The organism is Ruegeria sp. HKCCSP351 (genome assembly GCF_017872535.1).
In the GTDB taxonomy this organism is placed as follows: domain Bacteria; phylum Pseudomonadota; class Alphaproteobacteria; order Rhodobacterales; family Rhodobacteraceae; genus Ruegeria.
Genome location: NZ_JAEDOV010000002.1, coordinates 471,260 through 493,086, shown reverse-complemented (window position 1 = coordinate 493,086; position 21,827 = coordinate 471,260). Strand labels below are relative to the sequence as shown.

Below are 21,827 nucleotides of genomic sequence, written 5' to 3'. Positions count from 1 at the left end.
TATGAATAGAAAACAAAAAAAATCGAGTCCAACAACGGGAGAACACTAATGGTTACCAAGTCATCACTTTCCAGACGCACTGTTTTGAAAGGAGCGGGTGCCGCGGCACTTGCCGCGCCTCTTTACAGCAAGAGCGCTCTGGCGTCGTCCGGTGAAATCAACATCCTGATGTGGTCGGATTACCTGCCGCCCAGCTTTATCGAAGAGTTTGAGACCCTTACCGGCATCAAGGTGAACTACACCGGGATCGGCTCAAACGAAGAAATCATCAACAAGATGAAGGCGACCAAAGGTCAGGGCTTTGACATCGTCTCACCGACCAACAACCGCTCGTTGCAATGGGAGCCGCTGGAGCTGTTACAACCCTTTGACATGAACAAGGTTCCGGTCGACCTGGTGAACCCAGCCATGGCTAAAATCGGTACGGATGCTTGGAACTTTGGCGGCGCCGGGGTCCACTGGTTGCCGCATATCTGGGGCACCGAAGGTATTGCATACCGCACCGACTTGTGGCTGCCGGCTGGGGACGCGCCATCCTATGGCGACGTCTGGTCAGAAGAAAACGCAGGCAAGACCATGGGCCGCGCGCATTCGATGATGCTGGGTGCAGGTCTCTACATGGAGCGTTCCGGCGAGATGGAACCGGGTTCGGTCTGGGCCGCATATGGCGATGAAGAAACCATGCGCAAGGTCTGGGGTCAGATCACCGACTGGTGCATTGCACGTAAGGATCGCATCAAGCTGATCTGGAACGATGCCGACACGCAGAAAAACGGTCTTCTGAATGAAGGTGTTGTTGTCGGTCAGACCTGGGACGGCCCGCCACTTGCACTGAAATCGGCTGGTGAACCGGTGCATTATCAGGCTCCCATCGAAGGGGCGATGGCATGGGTTGACGGGATGTCGATTCCATCTGGTGCGGCGAATATCGACCAGATCTATGCCTTCATCGACTTCGCCTATCAGGCCAAACCTGCCGGTGTTGCCATCGACAGCCACGGGTACAACTCTCCTGTTCTGGGGGCTGACCAGTATTCAGGCGACACCTATAAGAAGAACTTTGCCGAGGCCTATCCGGGCGACTCGCTGGCCAACCTCAACCCCTGGCCGGCCGAAGCACCGTGGTATGCTGAAACGCGGACCGAGTTCGTCAACAAGTTCAAGAGCGCATAAGCGATCTGAATCCATGCCCCTCGCGACCTGCGAGGGGCAACAATCTGTGCGCCGCTCCGGCGTAACGGAAAGCTATGTGGTGTGGTGATAGCGCGCACCTCAAGGAGATACCAAAAATGAGTGCAGGGGTCGGAGTCGATCTGGAAAACCTGTGGATCCGTTTCGGTGACTTCGTCGCCGTGCGCGATGCAAACGTCAATATAAACGGGGGCGATTTCTTTTCGTTCCTCGGGCCCTCGGGTTGCGGAAAAACAACGATCTTAAGGGCTGTTTCCGGCTTTCTCGAGCCTAGCGAAGGCAATGTTCTGATCGGCGGAAAGAACATGCGGGGCATCGGGCCCAACAAGCGCCCCACTGCTCTGATCTTTCAAAACCTAGCGTTGTTTCCCTTGATGAAGGTCTGGGAGAACATCACGTTCTCGATGGAAATCAAAGGTGCCAGCAGCGCCGAACGACGCAAGCGTGCTGATGAGCTTTTGGACATGATCGCGCTGCCGGGGCAAGGCGACAAACTTCCCAGCGAATTATCTGGGGGTCAGCGTCAGCGAGTGGCCATCGCGCGCGCCCTTTGCGCCGAGCCGCACGTATTGCTTCTTGATGAACCTCTATCAGCACTTGACCTCAAATTGCGCCAGCACATGCGAACGGAACTGCGTGAGATACAGCAGCGTGTGGGCATTACTTTTATCTACATCACGCACGACCAGGGCGAGGCGCTGACCATGTCAGATAGTATTGCTGTCATGCGTGCAGGTGTGATTGACCAGATTGCCGATGGCAAAACCATCTACAACGATCCCAACACGGCTTTCGCAGCCTCATTTGTCGGCGAAAACAACGTTTTCCGTGGCAAGATAAAGCAGGTCATGGGTACCGAAGCGCTGATCTCGACCAACCGCTCGGGCGATCTGGTTGCACGGATATCGACCGCCAACCAAGGCAAGATGAAAGAAGGCGATAGTGCGATGATGTTCATTCGCCCCGAAGCCTTCGCCATTGCGCCCAAGGCGGCTTCGGGTGACCATTTTGTTACCGCGCGCGTCAACCACGAAGAATTCGAAGGCAACGTCTTCAACATCTTTACCGAAGGTGAAGGCGGAAAAGAGATCAAAGTGTCGATCCCGAACCATGGACAATCCTTCGAGGACCACACCGGACAGAACATCACGTTGGAATACAAGACGGATAACGCCGTCATCGTTCCTGCGGGTGAACTGGCTGCAGAATAAGGGGAGTGACTCATGCCCCAGTTTCTGAAAGACTTCTTCAATCGCAACGGCACCGGCATGGGAGTGGCAATCCTGGGTCTGGTTCTGTTCTGGACCATCGGCCTGATCATCCTTCCGCAGCTGTCGATGTTGGACTTCTCGTTCCGTCCGAACCTGCCGCCGCCAGAGATCGGCGGCCCCAAAGACGTATATACGCTGGAGAACTACAAATATCTGATCTATGGCCCCGAAGGCGGCAGTCAGGACTACAACACTGTTGATCTGAGGGTGTTTTTCCGAACTCTCGTGGCTGCGGTTTTTGTGACGGTTTTCAACCTGATCATTTGCTATCCGATTGCCTATTACCTGGGTCAGGCCGAAGGCAGCCATATTCGTATCTTCGCGATCATGCTGATCATCCCTTACTGGATCAACGAGATCCTGCGCGCCTTTGCGCTGCGCATCATTTTTGGGGAAACAGGCGTGTTGAACACATTGTTCACGGGGCTGGGCATCTGGGATACGCCGTTCGACTTCATTCGCAATGACATCGCGCTCTATGCGGGCCTGGGATATGCCTACATTCTGCTGATGATTTTCCCAATGTATAACGTGATTGAAAGTCTGGACAAAAACCAGATCGAAGCAGCACGCGACCTTGGTGCACCCTGGTGGCGGATTCATTGGCGTGTGGTCATTCCTTATGCCAAGCCGGGGATCAGCTCGGGCTGTACCATGGTCTTCATGTTGTCCGCCGGTGCGTTGGCTGCGCCGCAAATTCTGGGCGGGCCGTCCAGTTTGTGGTTCACCCAACTGATCTATCAGCAATTCAATGACAACAACGACTGGCCACAAGGCGCCGCCTACGCAATCGTTCTGCTGGTCACTTGTATTCTGTTCGTGCTGGCCATGATGCGCCTGTTCAAAGTGAACATGGGGGATATCGGGAAATGAACAATTCCTTCCTCCGTATAAGCATCTGGGTCTATCTGGCGATCTTCTTCCTGTATCTGCTGGGCCCGCTTGTGATCATGTCGATCACCGCGTTCAACTCGTCCGGGTTCCCCCGGATGAGCCCATGGGAATGTCTGACATTCCAATGGTTTGGCGAACTGTTTCAGGATCAGCGTATCCTGAACGGTATCAAGAACTCGCTGATCATCGGAATTGGTACAGTGATCCTGTCCGTGGCGATGGGTTTGGCAGGCGCGTTGATGCTGACCCAGATCTGGCCGAAGCTTCGTGCGACCTACTATACAGTCATCATCGCTCCTATCCTGATCCCCGGTGTGGTTCTTGGTATCTCGACGCTGGTCTTCTGGGACCGGATCAACCGGATGCTGGGGCTGGGTGCAGACAGCTTTCTGTCGAACGGTATTTTCCTGACGGTGATCGGCCAATCGACCTTCATCGCCAGTTACTGTATGCTGGTGCTGGTGGCGCGGTTGCAGCGTTATGATGTCGCCCTGACCGAGGCGGCACTGGACCTTGGGGCCAGCCACGCTCAGGCTTTCCGCAAAATCCTGCTGCCGTTCATGCGCCCGGCGATTGCCTCGGCGGCGGTGCTGGCATTCTTGGCTTCGTTCGAGAACTACAACACCACCACTTTCACCTTTGGTGAATACCCGACGCTGACGATTGAGCTGGCTCAGAAGGTTCGCTACGGCATCACGCCTGCGATCTCGGCGCTGGCATTCATCATCGTTGCGCTGACGGTTTTCTTCGCTCTGCTGAACGAAGCCAAGCTGAAACGTCAGGAACTGGTGGCCGCGGCGCGTAAGAACGCAACGGTCGAGGAACTGGCTGGAAAGATCAAGCTGCCCAGTTTCTTTGCCGGTAACATGGCCGCCGTGTTGTTGGTCGCATTTGCGGTTGTAACGATCACCGTTATTGGCACAGCGGCGACCTACAGTCCGGCGCAATGCATTGCCGATGTTCGCGAGCAAAAACAGTTGGAAGCAGAACAACGCATTCAGGAACTTCGCAAGCAGCGTGAGGAACGCCGCAAACAGCAGGAGGCGGAAAAAGCCGGGCAGGGTGATGCCCAAACCGCGCCAAAGCCGTCAAATAACAGCGGTTTTGGTAATGTCTTCGCTCCGAACTCGCTGGATGGTAGCGAGAATGAAAGCAACGAAGGTGCTTCTGAAACCGAGAGTGAGCCGTCCAACAACAGTGGTTTCGGAGGGGTGTTTGACCCCAACAGCCTGAAAAGCGACTAATCGGTGTGCTAAGCGGCAACCAACGCAACTGTCCGGACAGGATTCAAATCTGTCCGGGCAGATTGCGCTTCAGGATTTTCACATCACAACCGCCAATGGTCGACCCGTTCCAGACCACCGGTTCAGCGTTATAGTTGATCAAGAACACGTGATCGGCTGTCTCACGCAGTCGCAGTCCTGGCGGCATTGGCTTCGGGCTCAATCCCGTTTTTCCCGCAGCCAGACCGATGACGCGATCCCATAATATTTCGTTTGGGAAGCCTGCAAGATACCAGAGCCCGTCCTCTGCCATAAGCGCAGGCGCTCCGTCGTCAAAACTCAGAATTTCTTCGGCTGATCCTGAAAGGCGATCAATCCAATGTTGTGCCGCGCCGCCGCCCCGGACAGGCCGGTTGTTTGCGGGGGGCAGTGTTTCGACCAAGTCCACGTTGCAATCCAACCCGTTCAGGCCAGGTCGACCGACGACGGGGATCTGGAAATCACGAGTAATTGCGCCGCTGCGCGGACCGAGGATGGCCAGATCCGAGTTGTCCGTTAACCTACGCTCCAAATCCGGGCCAATCGTTGCCAGTCCGGGGGCAAGGATCAGCGCATAATGCGCGGACAGGTCATCGGACGAAACGAAGTCAATCGACAACCCCGCGCGGCGCAATGCACGATAAGCTGAGAAGACCAACCGGAAATAGTCAAAGCCTGCTCCTTGCGGTAGCGATGTCCAGGCCCAGTCCGAGGGGTAATCAAACAGTATCGCAACCTTGGATTGGACCTGATACACCTCGCCCAATGTGGATAGCTCTCCCGCTGTCTGACGGGCCTCGTGCAAGGCAGGGGCAGGGCGATTGTCCGGTGTCAGCAAACCCGCGTGCATCTGTTCCTGTGCAAAGGGGGCTTGCCGCCACCGAAAATAGCTCACAACCTCAGCTCCGTGGGCGACAGCTTCAAGCGACCACAACCGTACCATTCCGGGCAAGGGTGCCGGGTTATAGGGCGCCCAATTCACCGGACCGGGTTGTTGTTCCATCACCCACCATCGGCCACGGCCCACTGCCCGGTAAAGATCATGGTGAAACGCCTGCATGTCCGGATCGCCTTGCTGAAGAAAGGCGGTCTTGTGGGCTTCGTCATCTTCCAATCGGTCCGATAGAAATCCGATCGGATAGCTGTCCCAAGTCGCAATATCCAGATCCGCGCCAACCTCGAAATGGTCGAAATCCAGAATACGGCCCATATAGTTATGCAACAGCGGCGCATCGGTTAAAGTTCGCAATACATCGACCTGAGCTTTGTTGAATGCCACAACCTGATCTGAACTGAACCGACGGAATGCCAGTACATGAGCAGGGTTCGGTTCGGTCACAGTTTGATTGGGTAGGTCAATCTCATCGAAGTTGCGATACTCCATTGACCAGAACACGTTTCCCCAGGCCTTGTTCAGTAGTTCTATGGAACTGTATTGAACAGCCAGCCAGCGCCTGAATGCGTTCAGTGCCGGGGTGCTGTAGCTGACGGTTGTGTCGTGACACCCATACTCATTATCGATCTGCCATGCCGCCACGTACGGGTTATGACCATAGCGCTCTCCCAGGACCCGTGCGATGCGGACACATTCATCGACATAGCCCTGGTGGCTAAAGCAGTAATGTCGCCGTGACCCGAATTTGCGCGTGTTTCCATTTGCATCCACAGCCAGCATGTCCGGATGTTTGTCCAGCATCCAACGCGGTGGTGTTGCTGTTGGTGTACCAAGCACGACTTTCAATCCTGCCGCGCCAAGTGTTTCAACCGCGCGATCCAACCATTCGAATTGCAGGGTTCCAGGGTGAGGTTCCAGCCGGTTCCACGCGAACTCTCCAATGCGTACCCACAAGATGCCGGTGTCTACCATGCGCGCGGCATCTTCCGCGCACATCGCCTCGGGCCAGTGTTCAGGGTAGTAACACACACCAAGTTCCGGCTTCATAATATGATCCTGTGTTCTGCCTGCCCTCGCCCCGCGTTTGGCATTGCAAAGGTCATGCCGTTGGTGGGTTGGGATTCAATATCCGCGTTGCTCAATCCCTGGCGCGCTGAGGTGCAGAACAGCGTGCCTAAGCTGTCGCCACCAAAGGCCGGGCAGGACGTATGTGACGCGTCGAAGGAAATGGCCTTCAGGAATTGACCTCTGGGTGTGTAGGCAGCGACACGTCCAATCCCCCATTGCGCGATCCAGATGTTGCCGTCGGCATCAACCACCGCACCGTCCGGGTTCAAGCCTTCTTTGTGAAGGTCCAGAAATACCGTGCTTTCCCCTTCGGGCCATCCGCTTTCTGCATTCAAGCTCCAGCGCCTGACCTGCCTCGTTTTCGTGTCACAGAAATAGGCCACGGATCGATCCGGGGCAAAACAGATTGCATTGGAAATCGTCACATCCGACACGAGACATCTGAGTGTACCTTTCCAGAACCGATAGATTGATCCGGCCCCGGCTTCAGCCTGTTTGCCCATCGTACCGATCCAGAAACCGCCCCAGGGATCAGCGCGACCGTCATTCGAGCGGGTGATTGGGTTGTCTGCCTCGAGCGGCGTGACCAGCGCTCGATGCCCGGACTTCAAGTTAAACTGCCAAAGACCCGTTTCCGACGCCAAAAGCAGTGTATCGCGATCCACCCAGCCAGCGGCAGAGACATGTTCATCGAATTCCCAGCTTATCTGATTTACGCCTTCGCGCGTCATCAGGCGTTTGTTGAGAATGTCGAACCAGAATAGCTGTTGCCGAGCGGGGTGCCATAGCGGACCTTCGCCCAACGCGCATGGGCGGTCGTCAAAGACCGTACTCATCCTGCCGCCTTGTCAAAGGCTGCCACGATCTGCCCCGCGCGTTCTGCGATTTCGACTGTGTCCATGCCGGGTTTGTACAGCGCTGATCCAATCCCGAATCCATCGGCACCAGCTTTGATCCATTGGTCGAAATTTTCAGGCCCGGCACCACCGACGGCAAAGACGCGTGTTTTCTTGGGCAAGACGGGTCGAAGTGCGGCCAATCCTGTAGGGCCTGCCATGACGCCAGGAAACAGCTTAAGTCCTGTGGCCCCGGCTTTGAGAGCGGCAAAAGCTTCGGTCGGCGTGTAAACACCCGGCCAGCTTTGCATCCCCAACGCCAAAGACCGTTTGATCACATCAGCATCATAGTTGGGTGACACGATCAGCCTGCCTCCGGCATTCCGGACGGCGTCCACCTGATCAACTGTTAGTACAGTACCTGCGCCTATCAGGGCGTGATCTTCGAAGGCGCGGGCCAGGATGGAAACGCTGTCGAGCGGATCAGGCGAATTGAGTGGAACTTCGATCCGGTCGATCCCTGCATCAATGATAACTCTACCAACGGCTTCAGCTTCTTGTGGTCGCAAGCCACGCAGAATGGCGATGATGGGGCGGCTCATGCGGTTTGCCTTGTCATGTTTCGCGCCAGCGCCAGTCCGGCCAGCGTTGCTTCGGTGGCGTTTGCAGTCTCAACAAAAGCGCCCTGTTGTTTCAACGCTGCCGCATAGACCCGCGATACGGCATCTGCACCAATGATAGCCAGTTGTTGACCCAGCCAATAGGGACGGGTTGCGGCCAATTCAGCACCAATAAGCAGTCCCGACAGCCGCGCACGCGCGATGCCTTTGTCCTGATTATGCAGCAGGTCCGCAGCCCGCAAGCCGAACAGGCGCGCAGCCAATTGTTCGGGTTTGGACAACGTATCCGCCACAGCGTCGGTAAAGGTATTTTCATCCCATCCTTCGCCTATCGAATGCCGCAGCACAGATTGCGCACTTAACAAATCAAAAAGCTCTCCGGTCATGAGCGTCCGAAAACTCACGATTTCACCTGCGCTGACCTGAACCCACTTCGTGTGAGTTCCCGGAAGGCAGAGGACACCATCCCAGTTCTGGCGAGTTCCCAAAAAACCCGCGATCTGTGTTTCTTCTCCCCGCATCACATCTGGCGGGCTCAGTTGCTTTAATCCGGGTATGACGAAGGCCCGGATGCGCGGGTCTGTGCCGGGAACACGGACCGGGGCATGCGGCAAGGGCTGCGACGGAACGGTGGAATAAGGTGCTTCGACCCAGCCTTGGCGTGCGCCGACCATGCCGCAGGCGATCACGTCGATGGGGTCATCCTTCAGCCAGTTTTCAACAAGGTCCAACAGGGCGGTCTGGAACCCGTCGGCTCCGATGCGTGCCATACCCTTGTCGGACTGCGCGCAGCCCAGCACCTTTGCCCCCTGCATGGCCCAGACCCGCAGGTGAGATGTGCCCCAATCAACGGCGATCCAGTCAGTATTCATTGCGTCACCCTGAAACCACGACGCCGCCATCAACCGCCATACACTGACCGGTCATCGCCCGGCTGGCGTTGGATGCCAGGAACAATGTCGGTGCAACCATGTCTTCGGGTGTCAAGTGTTCTTTCAGGCATTGTCGATCCAAATGCGCGGCCAAATCTTCGGGCGTCGCCCACATATCCAACTGTTTTTGCGTCAAAACCCAACCGGGAGCCAGCGCATTCACACGAATGTTCTTTGGCCCCAGTTCGCGGGCCAAAGACCGAGTCATCCCTGTAATGCCCGCATTTGACGTCGTATAGATCGGATAGCCTGCATTGCCCATCATGTAGCTGATCGAGCTGAAATTAATGATAACGCCGCCTTCTTTCATTTGCCGGGCCGCTTCCTGACAGGCGAAATAATAGGCTTTCAGGTTTACGTCGATCATCCAGTCCCAGAACTCGGTCGTGGTTTCCTCAAGTGTATGGCGTTGGTCATTGGCCGCGTTGTTAACCAAAACGTCTAGGGGGCCGTGGGCTTCGGCGGCTTTGGCCATTGTCGTGTGAAGAAGCTGGGTGTCGGTCATGTCACCCTGCATGAACAGAGGTGCGCGGCCATGTTTGTCGCGCATCTCTTCGACAAAACCGCTGGCATCCGATCTGCCGATAAAAGCCACATTGGCCCCCTGAGCCAGGAACCCATCCGTCAATGCCGCGCCCACGCCCGAGCCTCCGCCGGTGATATAGACGGATGACCCGTTTAAGTCATGAAATGTCGCTGGCTGGGTCATCAGTGGCTCTCTCTGGTCACAAGGCGGGTGTCTTTGCCGACGAGGAAATCCAGATCGGCCCCTTGATCGGCCTGCAACACGTGATCGATATATAATTTTGCATACCCGCGGGAATAATGCGGCTTGTCGGGTTTCCATTGGGCTCGGCGTGCGTCCAGTTCTTTTTCGTCCACCAACAATTCAAGCTTGCCAGCGCTGGCCGAGACGCGGATGCGGTCACCGGTTTTCACCAGCGCCAGCGTGCCACCTGCTTGTGCCTCGGGGCTGACATGCAGGATGACGGTGCCATAGGCTGTACCGGACATGCGGGCATCCGAGATACGGATCATGTCGCGAACGCCTTCCTTCACCAATCTCGCCGGAATCGGCATGTTTCCCACCTCAGGCATCCCGGGATAACCCTTGGGCCCACATCCCTTGAGCACCAGAATGCTCTTGGATGTGACGGGCAGATCATCCCGGTCGATATTGACTTTCAGGTCTTCGATATTTTCGAAAACGAACGCCTCACCCTCGGTTTCAAGAAGGGCATCGGTTGCGGCAGAAGGTTTGACGATGGCCCCGTTGGGCGCAAGATTGCCGCGTAAAACACGAAGGCCAGCAGCGGGCTTCACCGGATCGTTGAAAGGGCGAATGACGTCGCGGTTGAAACATTCGGCACCTTCGTAATGTGCAGAGATGTCCTTGTTCAGAACCGTTCTGGCCGGGCGGAGGAAAGGTTTGAGTTCGCTCAGCACGGCAGGCACACCGCCTGCGTAACAGAAATCTTCCATCAGGTATTTGCCTGAGGGCATGCAGTTCACCAGTAAGGGAATCTCTGAACCAATTTCAAAGTCCTTGAGCGTCAGGTCAACGCCCACGCGCCCTGCGAGCGCTAGTAGATGCACAACGGCATTGGTCGATCCCCCTACGGCCGCATTGGCGAGGATTGCATTCTCAAAGGCTTCCTTAGTCAAAATGTCCGATGGTTTCAGGTCTTCGTCGACCATTTCGACAATCCGCTTGCCGGTCATATGGGCGAGGGCCATGCGGCGGGCGTCAACGGCGGGCAGGGCGGCATTAGTGGGCAGGCTCATGCCCATCGCTTCGACCAGAGACGCCATGGTGCTGGCTGTCCCCATGGTCATGCAAACCCCGGCACTGCGAGACATCCCGGATTCGGCGCTCATGAACTGCTGAAGGGTCATCTCTCCGGCGCGCACAGCTTCGGAAAACTTCCAAACATCGGTTCCTGAGCCAATATCCTGACCTCGATATTTTCCATTCAGCATAGGGCCGGAGCTGACAACGATCGACGGCAGATCGACCGATGCCGCGCCCATCAGTTGGCCCGGCGTGGTCTTGTCGCACCCGCCCAGCAGAACCACACCATCAATGCCATATGCGCGGATCGACTCTTCGACATCCATGGCCAGAAGATTGCGAAACAGCATGGCTGTGGGTTTCATCTGGGTCTCGCCCAACGACATGACCGGGAATTCGACGGGAAAGCCCCCGGCCTCCCAGACACCACGCTTTACCCCTTCGGCCAGATCGCGCAGGCCGGAATTGCAAGGGGTCAGCTCCGACCACGTGTTGCAAATTCCGATAATTGGCCGCCCATCGAAGGCGTGATCAGGAAAACCCTGATTTTTCATCCAGGATCGATGGATGAACCCATCCTTGTCGAGTTTCCCATACCAGTGCTGTGAGCGGCGTTTTGACATTGTTCTGTGATGCTTTTCGAGATCTGGGAGGATTTGAGTATTTCTAAAAAGATGAAATTCAAGCGGCGCGAGGCGGGCGACACCAATCCGGCAACCAGTCGACATGGGCAGACAGTAGGTCGTTCACCAGATTTCGAATTTGGCGCAGATCCAGCTCGGCGGCGGTGTGCGGGTCCATCATCGCCGCGTGATAGATATGCTCGGGGTTCTGGTCGACCAATGCCCTGACTGTGAGTTCCTGAACGTTGATCTGGCTACGCATCAGGGCGATCAACTGCGGTGGGATGTCTGCGATGACAGAAGGCTGAACACCATTTGCATCAACCAGACAAGGTGTTTCGACAGCAGCCCCAATCGGCAGCTGAGGTATCTGGCCGGTGTTTGGCAGATTGCCATAGGCCACGTAAGGGGAGTCAGAGGTGATCGCGTTCATTATGTCCGCCGCAAACTCGTGGCTGCGAGTGACCGCTATGTCGCGCCCGTCAGTCAGGGTTTTGGCCTGCTGTTTCCAGTTGCTCATCTGTTCCACACAGCGGGTCGGGTATTCATCCAGTGGGATTGAGAATTTCTCGATCAGGTCCGCCCGCCCGTCTTTGATGAACCATGGCACGTATTCTGCCAAATGCTCAGAACTTTCGGTGCAGAAATAGCCAAGGTGGTCCATCACTTCGTAGCGCACCTTGTTGGGGCAGCGCGGCATCAGCAGCGGCGCCTTGGGGATCCTGCCGCTGACATAACCTTGCCGAAGGGCGGGGTATAAATCTTGTCCCTGATGCTCAAGCCGCAGGAAGAAGGCGACGTGATTGACGCCCGCCACCTTGTAGCGAATGTCGTCTTTTGGCAGGTCCAAATCATGTGCTAGTTCCGCCACCGTGTTCTGAACCGAGTGGCACAGGCCGACCTGCTTCAATAATGGGTATTTCTCGGCCAGTGCCCAGGTGTTGATGGCCATCGGATTGACGTATTGCAGCAGTGTCGCATCAGGGCATAGCTGCATCATGTCATGCGCCACGTCCCACAAGACCGGCACAGTGCGCAGTCCCCGCATGATGCCACCTACGCCCAGCGTATCGGCGATGGTCTGGCGCAGCCCGTATTGCTTGGGGATCTCAAAATCTGTGACGGTGCAAGGCTGGTACCCGCCAATCTGAAAGGCAGTGATAACGAAATCGGCACCATCAAGTGCCGCGCGTCGATCTGTATGTGTGGATACTGTCGCGTTTGACCGGACGGAACGGATCAAGGCGCGGGCTACAGCTTCGCTTTCCATCAGGCGTACGGGGTCGATGTCCATCAGCGCAAAATGACTGTCTGCCAGAGCAGGCGTTAACAGAGCATCCCCCACGATGTTCTGCATAAAGATCGTGGAACCTGCTCCGATAAAAGTTATCTTTGTCATTTTACAGCTCCGAGGGTCAGGCCCGCGATAAAGTGCTTTTGCATCAGGAAGAACATGGCAACCGGTGGCAGCGCTGCTACGATCGAGCCCGCGCTCATCAGTTGGTAGGCGGCACGGAACTGGGCGTTGAAACTGGTGATGCCTGCTGTGACAGGCTGGCTTTCCGCGCCCTGTGTCAGGACGACCGCCCAGAAATAATCGTTCCAGATGAAAGTGAAGATCAGCACGCTGAGCGCGGCTATTGCAGGTTTCATCAGCGGCAGGACCACGTACCAGAAGATGCGCCATTCGCTGATACCCTCGACCCGCGCGGCCTCGATTAATTCAAAGGGCAGGGCCCGGATAAAGTTGCGCATGAACAATGTGCAAAAGCCAGTCTGGAAGGCGATGTGAAACAAGACGAGGCCGGTTTTTGTGTTGTAGAGGCCCAAATCCAGGGTCAGGTCGCGCACAGGCACCATCAGGATCTGGAACGGCACGAAATTGCCGGCTACGAACATGAAGAAGATCCATAGGTTCGATTTGAATTTGTAGATGCCTAGTGCAAAGCCGGTCATGGAACTGAGGGCAACGGCACCGATCACAGTGGGGATAGTGATCATGAAAGAGTTCAGCAAATACCGTGGCATGTCAGAATTGAAGAAAACCAGCCCGTAATTGACAGCGCCCTCAAAACTGGATGGCAGGCCCCAATAGTTGGCGTTGGTGAAATCCGCCGCAGGTTTGACCGAAAACAGAGCCACCGCCAGCAGGGGCCCCAGCCACAGCAACAGGGCAATTGGCAGCATCGCCTGATAGGTGATCTGCGCGGCACGCGGCTGTTTTTCGATAGGCTTGGGAAACATCTCAGTGCCCCCTTTCTTCGCGATACATCGACCAGAGGAAATAGGCGATGAAGCAGAGCATGATCAGGAACAGAACCACAGCGATTGCCGCGCCATACCCCATGCGGAACCCGTATTCGGACAGGGCGACTTCGAACATGTAATAGGCCAGCACTCGGGATGAACCGAACGGCCCGCCCTGTGTCATGATCGAGATCAGGTCGAAACTGCGCAGCGCCCCGATGATTGTCACGACAAAGGCTATGAAAGTGGCCGGGCGCAACTGCGGCAGAATGATGTGCCACAGCATTCTCAAGCCTTTGGCACCGTCCAGGCGTCCGGCTTCGATCTGTTCTGGATCGACGGCATTCAGACCGGTGAGATAGAGGATCATGCAATAAGCGGTTTGCGGCCAAAGACCCGCAACGATGATGCCATAGGTGACCAGACGCTCATCACCCAGCACATTCAAGGGGCCCATTCCAAATAGGCCGAGAAGCTCATTCAGAAGGCCAAAAGTAGGGTCATAAAACCACGTGAATACGAGGCCAACAACAACCTGAGAGATGACAAATGGAAAGAAGAACAGCGACTTGTAAAGGCGAATACCCCAGACCGTCTGGTTCAGAAACAAGGCAATGAACAGGCCCGCGGGAATGGCCAGAAGGTACAGGATCAGCCAGATCAGATTGTTTTTGAGCGAAATATAGAATGCGTCCCGGTCAACCCACTCCCAATACAAATCTTCATAGTTGCGCATGCCCACATATTCAGCGGCCCCCAACCCATCCCATTCATAAAGTGACAGGTTGAAGGACTGGAAGACCGGAATGATCACATAGACCATGAAGAACAGCAGGCCCGGAGCCAAAAATAGCCACGGGGCGATCCGCTGTTGGTTTCTGTGAAACCAGCTTTCCTGTTCTGGGGCGTCGGCGGCAGTGGTCATGGGTGTCCCGGGGTTTCTTGAGGTGAAGGCGGGCTGAAGCCCGCCCTACAAAGCGGGTCAAGTAGGCCGGGCTTCAGCCCGGCCCAAGCCTGATTAGTTGTCGTAGATACGCTCTCGCGCGCGTTCCAGCTTGGCCAGAATACGGTCAGCATTGTCTGGTTTGACCATGAATTCCTGGAAACCTTCCATTGACACTTTGGCCATTTCAGCCGGCGCGTCGCGGTCCCAGAACTGAGCCACACCGCCGGGGCTGTTGGACGAGAGCATCGAAAAACCCTGCTGCAGGAACTTGTCATCGTCTACTGAGGATTGCGCGTTCACCGGCAGCTGACCGAGATTTGACCCATTGTTGATCTCGGTCTGTTCGTCCGCCGAGACAACGAAGCGCAGGAATTCACGCGCGGCTTCTTTGTTCGAGGCATTCGCCGGGATATGGAATGTATCGGTCGGCGCGTCTTCAGCCAGTTCGACATCAGGATTGATCGACACGAATTGGTAGAAATCCAGCTGATCGTCTGTCAGCCCTGCTTCACGCAAAGGCGCGACTGCGAAGTTGCCCATCAGATAAGCAGCGGCCTCTCCGTTGACCATGAATGGCAAAGCCTCCTGCCAGCTATAGGTCTGATGGTTATCAATGAAGGCCCCCATGTCGATCAACTGCTTCCAGTTGGCAAAGGTCTGCTTGACCCGGTCATCTTCCCAGCTGATTTCACCATTGGCCAATTGGTTGTGGAAATCAAACCCGTTGGTGCGCATGTTCAGGTAGTCGAACCAGCCACCAGCGGTCCACAGGAACTTGGTGCCGATAGTATAGCATGCGCGGCCAGAATCGACGATCTTCTGACAGTTGGCCAGTTCTTCTTCCCAAGTGGTCGGTTCGCTGAGGCCCAGCTCATCAAAGATATCTTTGCGGTAGTAAACGCCCCACTGGTAGTAGGTATAGGGCACGCCCCATTGTTTGCCGTCGATGGTCATAGCGCCTTTGGTCGAAGCCAGGTTCTCGGCAATTTCGGGCTCGGCCCACAGATCTGATACGTCTTCAAACAGGCCAGCCTCGACATACGGCTTCATACGGTTGGCGGCATACCAAGTGGCCACGTCAGGTGTGTCAGCCGTCAGAAAGTTGCGGATCTGAGTCTTATACGCCTCGCGGTCGATAACCGTGGTTTCGATTTCCAGGCCGGGGTGCTGCGCTGCAAACCGCTCGATCATCGCTTCCATCGTTGCGCGCGGGGCCGGGTTTGACGTGTCCAGGAATATCCGAAGCTCTCCGGTCAGGTCAGCAGCCGCCGGTGCCGCCATAGCAACGCCAAGTGCCAGCGCAGCGGTTGTGCGCTTGAAAGTGGAATACATGGTTTCCTCCCTGTTGTTTCCACAATAGTTCCAAATAATGAAACCTTGTTTTATATATTGAAAACTACACATCGACTCGGTTAGTCTTGTCAAGACCCTCGTGCGATCTGCGATGGGCAAGCGGAGGAGAACGGACGCTCGTGTCAGGTGACGGAACTATTGGCAAAGCATGCGACGTGCTGGATCAGGTCGCCGCATTTCAGCGCCCTGTGCGATTTTCGGAATTGCTGGACGACAGCGATTTCCCGAAAGCAACACTTTATCGGTTTTTGCAATCATTAACCAATCAGGGAATGCTATGTTACGACCCCGAGCGCCAAACCTACGCGCCGGGTATGCGTTTGGTAAGGCTTGCGCATGCAGCCTGGACCCAAAGTTCGCTGGCCCCTATCGCACGTCCGTTTCTCGATATTCTAAGCCAGGAAACCGGCGAGACCGTGCATTTGGCGCAGCTCGATGCAGGTCAGGTTCTATACGTTGATAAACGCAACGCAGCGCAACCGATCGAGATGTATTCTCAGGCGGGTAAGGTGGGCCCGGCCTACTGCACGGGCGTCGGCAAGGCGATGCTTGCCTTTCTGGATGAGGGAGACCTTAACCGGGCAATTTCGCAGCAGAGTTTTCACCGCTTTACCGACAAGACCCTGACGTCGGACAATGACCTGCGCACGGATCTCGATCGAATTCGCAGCAAGGGTTTTGCCGTTGATGACGAAGAACATGAACCCGGAATTATCTGCGTCGCCTGCCCCATTCTGACATCAAACGGTCGGGTGCTGGGCGCAATCTCAGTAACCGGCTCGACCCAACGAATGGATTTTGAACAACTCGAGGCATGGGTGCCTCGTGTGCGGCGGGTGGCTGAACAAATCAGCACCGAGGCACAGGCTTGGCGTTTCCCTGAAACGCGACCAGACCTCGGCAATGACAGGAAGCAAGCGACATGACAGGTGTAACTCTGAACCAGGCAATCAAGCGGTACGGCCAGACGCAAGTCATTCACGGCATCGACTTGCAGATCGATGATGGTGAATTCTGTGTTTTCGTTGGCCCTTCGGGATGTGGCAAATCCACATTGCTACGGATGATCGCGGGTCTTGAAGAAACGTCGGAAGGCGAGATCCACATAGGGGCGCGGGACGTAACCCACATGGACCCGGCTAAGCGAGGCGTGGCGATGGTGTTCCAGACCTATGCGCTTTATCCACATATGACCGTGGCAGAAAACATGGGCTTTGGGCTGCGCATGAACGGCGTCGCAAAGGCAGAGATCACCAGAAAAGTGCAGGAAGCCTCGAACATTCTGAAACTTGACCAGTACCTCAAACGCAAACCCAAGGCCCTGTCGGGTGGTCAGCGGCAGCGGGTTGCGATTGGCCGTGCCATCGTTCGTGGCCCAGACGTTTTCCTGTTTGACGAACCCTTGTCCAATCTGGACGCCGAGTTGCGCGTGGAAATGCGTGTCGAGATCGCGCGCCTTCATCAGGAAATCGGCGCAACCATGATTTACGTGACCCATGATCAGGTCGAAGCCATGACCATGGCCGACAAGATCGTCGTGCTGCGGGATGGTCGTGTTGAACAGGTTGGCGCTCCGATGGATTTGTACCGCGATCCGGACAACCGGTTTGTCGCAGGCTTCATCGGTTCGCCTGCAATGAACTTTCTGGAATGTGACTATGGGGATGGCCTAGTCTCCCATCCCGCACTTAGCAAGCCGTTGCCCGTTACTGTGGCTATACCCGCTGGTCGGACCAAGGTGACATTGGGCATGCGGCCCGAGCATATTCAGATTGACCGTTCGGCTGATGCCTGCACCGTGGACCTGACCGAAGCCTTGGGCGGCGTGTCCTATTCCTATTTACGGACGCCAAATGGTGATAAGCTGATCGTTGAGGAACGGGATGATCAGCGAAGCAGAACCGGGGATCGGATCGGCATAACCATACAGCCAGAGCGTGTGATGATTTTTGATCCAGAGACCGGGCAACGGTTTCGTTAATTACGACTTTCCGACCCAAGGGCAGTCTTCCCAGTGCCAAGAGTTACAAGACACATTAGTTGCCCCGTGGCAAAACGCGCGGGCAGATGTGATTGATTCCAAGTCGAACGTGATTTAAGGGAAGCCCTGTCAAAACAGAGTCACCCAGGGGCTGTACCGTGGTTTCGCCCCTCTCACGCCACGCAATTGTGGTTGCAACTCTTGGATCGCACGCCCCGAAAGGCTTAAAAAAGGTAAAAGAATATGGCAGATAAATCGAACTTCGACATATTGTATACCATTGTAGACGAAGCGCCAGAACTGGCCAGCGCCTCGTTCCTGCCCATCATTCGCAAGTTCGCATCTGCTGCGGGCGTCCGCGTTGGCACCAAAGATATTTCCCTTGCGGGACGCATTCTGGCAGTATTCCCCGAAAACCTTACCGACGAACAGCGGGTAAGCGACGATCTGGCTGATTTGGGCGAGCTGGTGAAGACACCTGATGCCAATGTCATCAAGTTGCCGAATATCTCTGCCTCGGTTCCACAGTTGGTTGCGGCCATCGAAGAACTGCAATCGCAGGGTTACGACATTCCGACTTACCCGGCAGAGCCTGCAACGGATGAGGAAAAGGCGATCCGCGCCCGTTATGACGCGATCAAAGGTTCCGCTGTTAACCCGGTTCTGCGCGAAGGGAACAGTGACCGCCGTGCGGCGCGTGCCGTGAAAAACTATGCTCAGAACAACCCGCATTCGATGGGCGAATGGGCGTCGGACAGCAAGACCAAAGTGTCGTCCATGCCGGCCAATGATTTCTATGCAAACGAGATTTCGGCCACCATCACCGCAGCACAAGCGGGCGATGCTAAAATTGAATTTGTGGGCAAGGATGGTGACGTCACCGTACTGAAAGACGGCTGGTCGCTGGAAGAAGGAACCATAGCCGACGCGACTTTCATGTCGGTCAAAGCACTGTCTGCGTTCCTTGCAGATGCCATTGAGGATACCAAAAAAGACGGGACCATGTTCTCGCTGCATATGAAAGCCACGATGATGAAGGTTTCAGACCCGATCATCTTTGGCTATGCCGTCAATGCGTGGCTGGCCCCCGTGTTTGAAAAATTCGGCGCGGAACTGGATGCGTTGGGTGTGAACCCAAATTCAGGCCTGGGTGCATTGCTGGAGCGTGTACAGGGTCACGCCGACATCATGGCTGCCATCGACGCGCTCAAGGCGGACCGGCCGTCCATGTATATGGTGGATTCGGACCGCGGGATCACGAACCTGCATGTCCCATCGGATGTGATCATTGATGCCTCAATGCCTGCTGTGATCCGCGCCGGGGGCAAGGGCTGGGACGAGACGGGTGCCAAAGGTGACACCAACTGTGTGATCCCAGATCGCTGCTACGCGACCGTCTATGATGAGGCGATCAAGTTCTTCAAAGCCAATGGCGCGTTGAACCCGTCCACTGCCGGAGCCGTGGCGAACGTGGGCCTGATGGCTCAGAAAGCCGAGGAATACGGTTCGCACCCGACAACTTTCGAGGCACCGGCCGATGGTGCAATCCGCATCGTTCTGGCCAATGGTGAAACGTTGCACAGCCACAGTGTCGAGGCCGGCGATATCTGGCGCGCCTGCACCGTCAAAAAGGCGCCTATCGAGAACTGGATTCAGTTGGCTATGGACCGTCAGCGTCTGACCGGGTCCGAAGCGATTTTCTGGCTGGACTCAAACCGGGCCCATGACGCGGAACTTATCAAATATGTCAAACCGGCGCTTGAGGCCGCTGGCGTGGCCGACAAGTTCCAGATCATGGCCCCGCGTGAAGCGACCCGGCAGTCGTTGGAGACGATCACAGCAGGTAATGACTCGATTGCTATCACCGGCAACGTGCTGCGGGATTATTTGACTGACCTGTTCCCCATCCTGGAATTGGGTACTTCGGCCAAGATGCTCTCCATTGTCAAACTGATGAACGGCGGTGGTTTGTTCGAAACCGGTGCCGGTGGCTCGGCGCCCAAACATGTGCAGCAGTTGGTCGAAGAAAATCACCTGCGCTGGGACTCGATGGGTGAGTTCTGTGCGTTGGGTGAATCGCTGAACTTCCTTGCTGACAGCAAAGGCAACGAGAAAGCGGGCATTCTGGGTGCGGCGGCCGAAGCAGCGACGCAGGGTATTCTGGACAACAACCGCTCACCCAGCCGCAAAGTTGGTCAGCCGGATAACCGCGACAGCCACTATTGGTTTGCTCGCTACTGGGCTGAGGCTTTGGCCGCCCAGTCCGAAGATGCGGAACTGGCTGCCGAGTTTGAATCATTGGCCAAGGATCTGGCCGCCAATGAAGCGCAAATCCTGTCCGAGTTGGCCGCAGCGCAAGGTAAAGCTGCGGATTTGGGCGGTTACTATCACACCGACCCAGCCAAAACGGCAGCGGTTATGCGGCCCAGCACAACGTTGAACGCAATCATCGGCTAATCGCTAACGGCAAAACAGGTGATCCCTCGCCTGTTCAAAACATGGAAAGGGACCGGCACAGTTGTGCGGTCCCTTTTTGTATCGCAGACACTGTGACGGAAAGTAGGGTCGGCAAAAGTTTTTTGCATTTACAATGCTTTATAAAAAATTTGTTTGTACTTACGGGATTCCCCTAATAGCACGACAGCGCTGACTGCTTTAAACCTTGGATAACAGAGAATTTCACTGGTGATGCCTCAGGGCCTTATCACTCACTCAGAGAATGACCAGCATTTGGGGTGCTGGTCATTTCATTTTGGTTCTCAGGATTTTCTGGACAGTCCAGCAGTTCAACCATGGTTGAAAACGAACACTATATCGAGTGCTCACAAAATACTGGAGACAGGGTTTTAACCAACACGCCGGGGTTCTGGGCTGGCAATCGGCGCTTGTATTCTGTTCGCTCCGCTAACCGCAACACCTTTATGCCGTAGATAAGAAAGGCGACGCGCCTCACGCCGGGCGAGCGCCAGGGATTCAAGGATAAGCGCGCACACGATCGACAGCATGGTTCCAACAAAACCGGATACTGCGACAACCAAAGACGGAACTCGGTCAACCAACCCTGTTTCCAGAAACTCTCGGAAAACCGATACGAATACGAAAAGCGACGGTAAGAAAATAAACAAGGCCAAAGAAAGGAAGAAAGCGATTGGTTTTTCGTCCTTGATCAGAAGGCCAATCATCTTGAGAATTCGCCACCCATCGGAATAGGTGGCTAGCTTGGAATTCGAATCCGGAAGCCGTGCGACGTATTTGGTCTCAATTTCTCCAATTGGCATGCGCATCTGCATCGCGTGTACCGTAAGTTCAGTTTCAATTTCGAAACCGTTGGAAACCGCTGGAAAACTTTTGACAAAACGTCTGCTGAAAACACGATAGCCGGACAGCAGGTCGTTGATTTTGCTTTTAAAGAAGAATTTCACCAGCCCGCTGAACAAGGCGTTTCCAAGTTTATGGCCCCGCCGATAGGCTTGAATGTCGTCGTTTACCCGTGCGCCGTTGACCATATCAAGATTTCGAGAGACCAGCAGATTTATCAATTCAGGTGCTGCCATACTGTCATAGGTCGCATCCCCGTCTGCCATAACGTAGACATCCGCATCCACGTCGGCAAACATCCTGCGGACAACGTTACCTTTACCCTGATATGTTTCAGAATAGACCAGCGCGCCAGCTTCTTGCGCCACTCTGGCTGAGCCGTCCGTGGAATTGTTGTCGAATACATAGATTACGGCTTCTGGCAGGGCGGCGCGGAACTGCTTGACTGTTTCACCAATGGCAATTGCTTCATTGTAACACGGCAAGATAACGGCAATCTCCAAGCCCGGCCACGACGCCCGCGTCAGAGCTCCACTTCGGATATTCAAGGCACCCTGTATCATATGTTACTCATGCTCGCTCAGATGTGTCACTTGAA

At 55.4% G+C, this 21,827-nt stretch carries 18 protein-coding genes; 7 read left to right on the top strand and 11 right to left on the bottom strand.

The genetic code is table 11. From position 1 onward, the window contains the following. Nucleotides 1–48 precede the first annotated feature (48 nt). The 4 genes from I9182_RS06395 (at nucleotide 49) to I9182_RS06380 (ending at nucleotide 4,600) form a co-directional block, all read left to right on the top strand. Nucleotides 49–1,173: an extracellular solute-binding protein gene (locus I9182_RS06395; RefSeq protein ID WP_209507630.1), complete on the top strand. Its 1,125-nt coding sequence runs from the start codon at nucleotides 49–51 to the stop codon at nucleotides 1,171–1,173. Between the two features lie 116 nt (nucleotides 1,174–1,289). Beyond that, nucleotides 1,290–2,402, top strand: a complete 1,113-nt coding sequence (locus I9182_RS06390; protein WP_209597332.1) for an ABC transporter ATP-binding protein — start codon at nucleotides 1,290–1,292, stop codon at nucleotides 2,400–2,402. Between the two features lie 12 nt (nucleotides 2,403–2,414). Beyond that, nucleotides 2,415–3,335 carry an ABC transporter permease gene (locus I9182_RS06385; RefSeq protein ID WP_209597330.1) on the top strand — a complete coding sequence of 307 codons (921 nt, stop codon included), beginning with the start codon at nucleotides 2,415–2,417 and terminating at the stop codon, nucleotides 3,333–3,335. After that, the gene (locus I9182_RS06380; protein ID WP_209597328.1) at nucleotides 3,332–4,600 is read left to right on the top strand and encodes an ABC transporter permease; all 1,269 of its coding nucleotides are present in this window, start codon (nucleotides 3,332–3,334) and stop codon (nucleotides 4,598–4,600) included. The genes I9182_RS06385 and I9182_RS06380 overlap by 4 nt, the downstream gene beginning before the upstream one ends. A gap of 43 nt (nucleotides 4,601–4,643) precedes the next feature. Here the strand turns inward: I9182_RS06380 and I9182_RS06375 are convergent, their stop codons facing one another. From I9182_RS06375 to I9182_RS06330, 10 genes are all read right to left on the bottom strand, one after another. Further along, nucleotides 4,644–6,560 (bottom strand): beta-galactosidase, encoded by a 1,917-nt coding sequence (locus I9182_RS06375; protein WP_209597326.1) that lies wholly within the window; start codon nucleotides 6,558–6,560, stop codon nucleotides 4,644–4,646. Next, complete coding sequence (locus I9182_RS06370; protein ID WP_209597324.1) at nucleotides 6,557–7,417, bottom strand: SMP-30/gluconolactonase/LRE family protein; 861 nt, start codon at nucleotides 7,415–7,417, stop codon at nucleotides 6,557–6,559. Before I9182_RS06370 ends, I9182_RS06375 begins: the two co-directional genes overlap by 4 nt. Then, nucleotides 7,414–8,019 (bottom strand): 2-dehydro-3-deoxy-6-phosphogalactonate aldolase, encoded by a 606-nt coding sequence (locus I9182_RS06365; RefSeq protein WP_209597322.1) that lies wholly within the window; start codon nucleotides 8,017–8,019, stop codon nucleotides 7,414–7,416. The genes I9182_RS06370 and I9182_RS06365 overlap by 4 nt, the downstream gene beginning before the upstream one ends. After that, nucleotides 8,016–8,909 (bottom strand): 2-dehydro-3-deoxygalactonokinase, encoded by an 894-nt coding sequence (locus tag I9182_RS06360; RefSeq protein WP_209597320.1) that lies wholly within the window; start codon nucleotides 8,907–8,909, stop codon nucleotides 8,016–8,018. The genes I9182_RS06365 and I9182_RS06360 overlap by 4 nt, the downstream gene beginning before the upstream one ends. A gap of 4 nt (nucleotides 8,910–8,913) precedes the next feature. Continuing rightward, nucleotides 8,914–9,678 carry an SDR family oxidoreductase gene (locus tag I9182_RS06355; protein ID WP_209507611.1) on the bottom strand — a complete coding sequence of 255 codons (765 nt, stop codon included), beginning with the start codon at nucleotides 9,676–9,678 and terminating at the stop codon, nucleotides 8,914–8,916. Then, the gene (locus I9182_RS06350; RefSeq protein WP_209597318.1) at nucleotides 9,678–11,384 is read right to left on the bottom strand and encodes an IlvD/Edd family dehydratase; all 1,707 of its coding nucleotides are present in this window, start codon (nucleotides 11,382–11,384) and stop codon (nucleotides 9,678–9,680) included. Before I9182_RS06350 ends, I9182_RS06355 begins: the two co-directional genes overlap by 1 nt. 58 nt (nucleotides 11,385–11,442) lie before the next feature. Beyond that, nucleotides 11,443–12,783 carry an alpha-glucosidase/alpha-galactosidase gene (locus tag I9182_RS06345; protein WP_209597316.1) on the bottom strand — a complete coding sequence of 447 codons (1,341 nt, stop codon included), beginning with the start codon at nucleotides 12,781–12,783 and terminating at the stop codon, nucleotides 11,443–11,445. Continuing rightward, nucleotides 12,780–13,628, bottom strand: a complete 849-nt coding sequence (locus I9182_RS06340; RefSeq protein WP_209507605.1) for a carbohydrate ABC transporter permease — start codon at nucleotides 13,626–13,628, stop codon at nucleotides 12,780–12,782. The genes I9182_RS06345 and I9182_RS06340 overlap by 4 nt, the downstream gene beginning before the upstream one ends. A 1-nt stretch (nucleotide 13,629) precedes the next feature. Next, nucleotides 13,630–14,556, bottom strand: a complete 927-nt coding sequence (locus I9182_RS06335; RefSeq protein ID WP_209597314.1) for a sugar ABC transporter permease — start codon at nucleotides 14,554–14,556, stop codon at nucleotides 13,630–13,632. A gap of 93 nt (nucleotides 14,557–14,649) precedes the next feature. Next, complete coding sequence (locus I9182_RS06330; RefSeq protein ID WP_209597312.1) at nucleotides 14,650–15,909, bottom strand: ABC transporter substrate-binding protein; 1,260 nt, start codon at nucleotides 15,907–15,909, stop codon at nucleotides 14,650–14,652. 140 nt (nucleotides 15,910–16,049) lie between these two features. Between I9182_RS06330 and I9182_RS06325 the strand changes: the two genes are divergently transcribed. From I9182_RS06325 to I9182_RS06315, 3 genes are all read left to right on the top strand, one after another. Further along, on the top strand, nucleotides 16,050–16,856 hold the full coding sequence (locus I9182_RS06325) for an IclR family transcriptional regulator (protein ID WP_209597310.1): 807 nt from the start codon (nucleotides 16,050–16,052) through the stop codon (nucleotides 16,854–16,856). Then, entirely contained in the window at nucleotides 16,853–17,911 is a 1,059-nt protein-coding gene (ugpC, locus tag I9182_RS06320; protein ID WP_209597307.1) for a sn-glycerol-3-phosphate ABC transporter ATP-binding protein UgpC, read from the top strand. Before I9182_RS06325 ends, ugpC begins: the two co-directional genes overlap by 4 nt. 243 nt (nucleotides 17,912–18,154) lie before the next feature. After that, nucleotides 18,155–20,368: an NADP-dependent isocitrate dehydrogenase gene (locus tag I9182_RS06315; RefSeq protein WP_209597305.1), complete on the top strand. Its 2,214-nt coding sequence runs from the start codon at nucleotides 18,155–18,157 to the stop codon at nucleotides 20,366–20,368. A 389-nt stretch (nucleotides 20,369–20,757) separates the two neighbouring features. On the opposite strand, the gene I9182_RS06310 is transcribed toward I9182_RS06315, so the two are convergent. Next, nucleotides 20,758–21,732 carry a glycosyltransferase family 2 protein gene (locus tag I9182_RS06310; RefSeq protein WP_245222513.1) on the bottom strand — a complete coding sequence of 325 codons (975 nt, stop codon included), beginning with the start codon at nucleotides 21,730–21,732 and terminating at the stop codon, nucleotides 20,758–20,760. Between the last annotated feature and the right edge of the window lie 95 nt (nucleotides 21,733–21,827).

Excerpts from the sequence above, each read along its gene's own strand:
- I9182_RS06330 (WP_209597312.1), bottom strand. The coding sequence starts at position 15,909 with ATGTATTCCACTTTCAAGCGCACAACCGCTGCGCTGGCACTTGGCGTT.
- I9182_RS06340 (WP_209507605.1), bottom strand. The coding sequence starts at position 13,628 with ATGTTTCCCAAGCCTATCGAAAAACAGCCGCGTGCCGCGCAGATCACC.
- I9182_RS06390 (WP_209597332.1), top strand. The coding sequence starts at position 1,290 with ATGAGTGCAGGGGTCGGAGTCGATCTGGAAAACCTGTGGATCCGTTTC.
- I9182_RS06385 (WP_209597330.1), top strand. The coding sequence starts at position 2,415 with ATGCCCCAGTTTCTGAAAGACTTCTTCAATCGCAACGGCACCGGCATG.
- I9182_RS06335 (WP_209597314.1), bottom strand. The coding sequence starts at position 14,556 with ATGACCACTGCCGCCGACGCCCCAGAACAGGAAAGCTGGTTTCACAGA.
- I9182_RS06355 (WP_209507611.1), bottom strand. The coding sequence starts at position 9,678 with ATGACCCAGCCAGCGACATTTCATGACTTAAACGGGTCATCCGTCTAT.
- I9182_RS06360 (WP_209597320.1), bottom strand. The coding sequence starts at position 8,909 with ATGAATACTGACTGGATCGCCGTTGATTGGGGCACATCTCACCTGCGG.
- I9182_RS06380 (WP_209597328.1), top strand. The coding sequence starts at position 3,332 with ATGAACAATTCCTTCCTCCGTATAAGCATCTGGGTCTATCTGGCGATC.
- I9182_RS06365 (WP_209597322.1), bottom strand. The coding sequence starts at position 8,019 with ATGAGCCGCCCCATCATCGCCATTCTGCGTGGCTTGCGACCACAAGAA.
- I9182_RS06350 (WP_209597318.1), bottom strand. The coding sequence starts at position 11,384 with ATGTCAAAACGCCGCTCACAGCACTGGTATGGGAAACTCGACAAGGAT.
- I9182_RS06395 (WP_209507630.1), top strand. The coding sequence starts at position 49 with ATGGTTACCAAGTCATCACTTTCCAGACGCACTGTTTTGAAAGGAGCG.
- I9182_RS06370 (WP_209597324.1), bottom strand. The coding sequence starts at position 7,417 with ATGAGTACGGTCTTTGACGACCGCCCATGCGCGTTGGGCGAAGGTCCG.
- I9182_RS06315 (WP_209597305.1), top strand. The coding sequence starts at position 18,155 with ATGGCAGATAAATCGAACTTCGACATATTGTATACCATTGTAGACGAA.
- I9182_RS06345 (WP_209597316.1), bottom strand. The coding sequence starts at position 12,783 with ATGACAAAGATAACTTTTATCGGAGCAGGTTCCACGATCTTTATGCAG.
- I9182_RS06375 (WP_209597326.1), bottom strand. The coding sequence starts at position 6,560 with ATGAAGCCGGAACTTGGTGTGTGTTACTACCCTGAACACTGGCCCGAG.
- ugpC (WP_209597307.1), top strand. The coding sequence starts at position 16,853 with ATGACAGGTGTAACTCTGAACCAGGCAATCAAGCGGTACGGCCAGACG.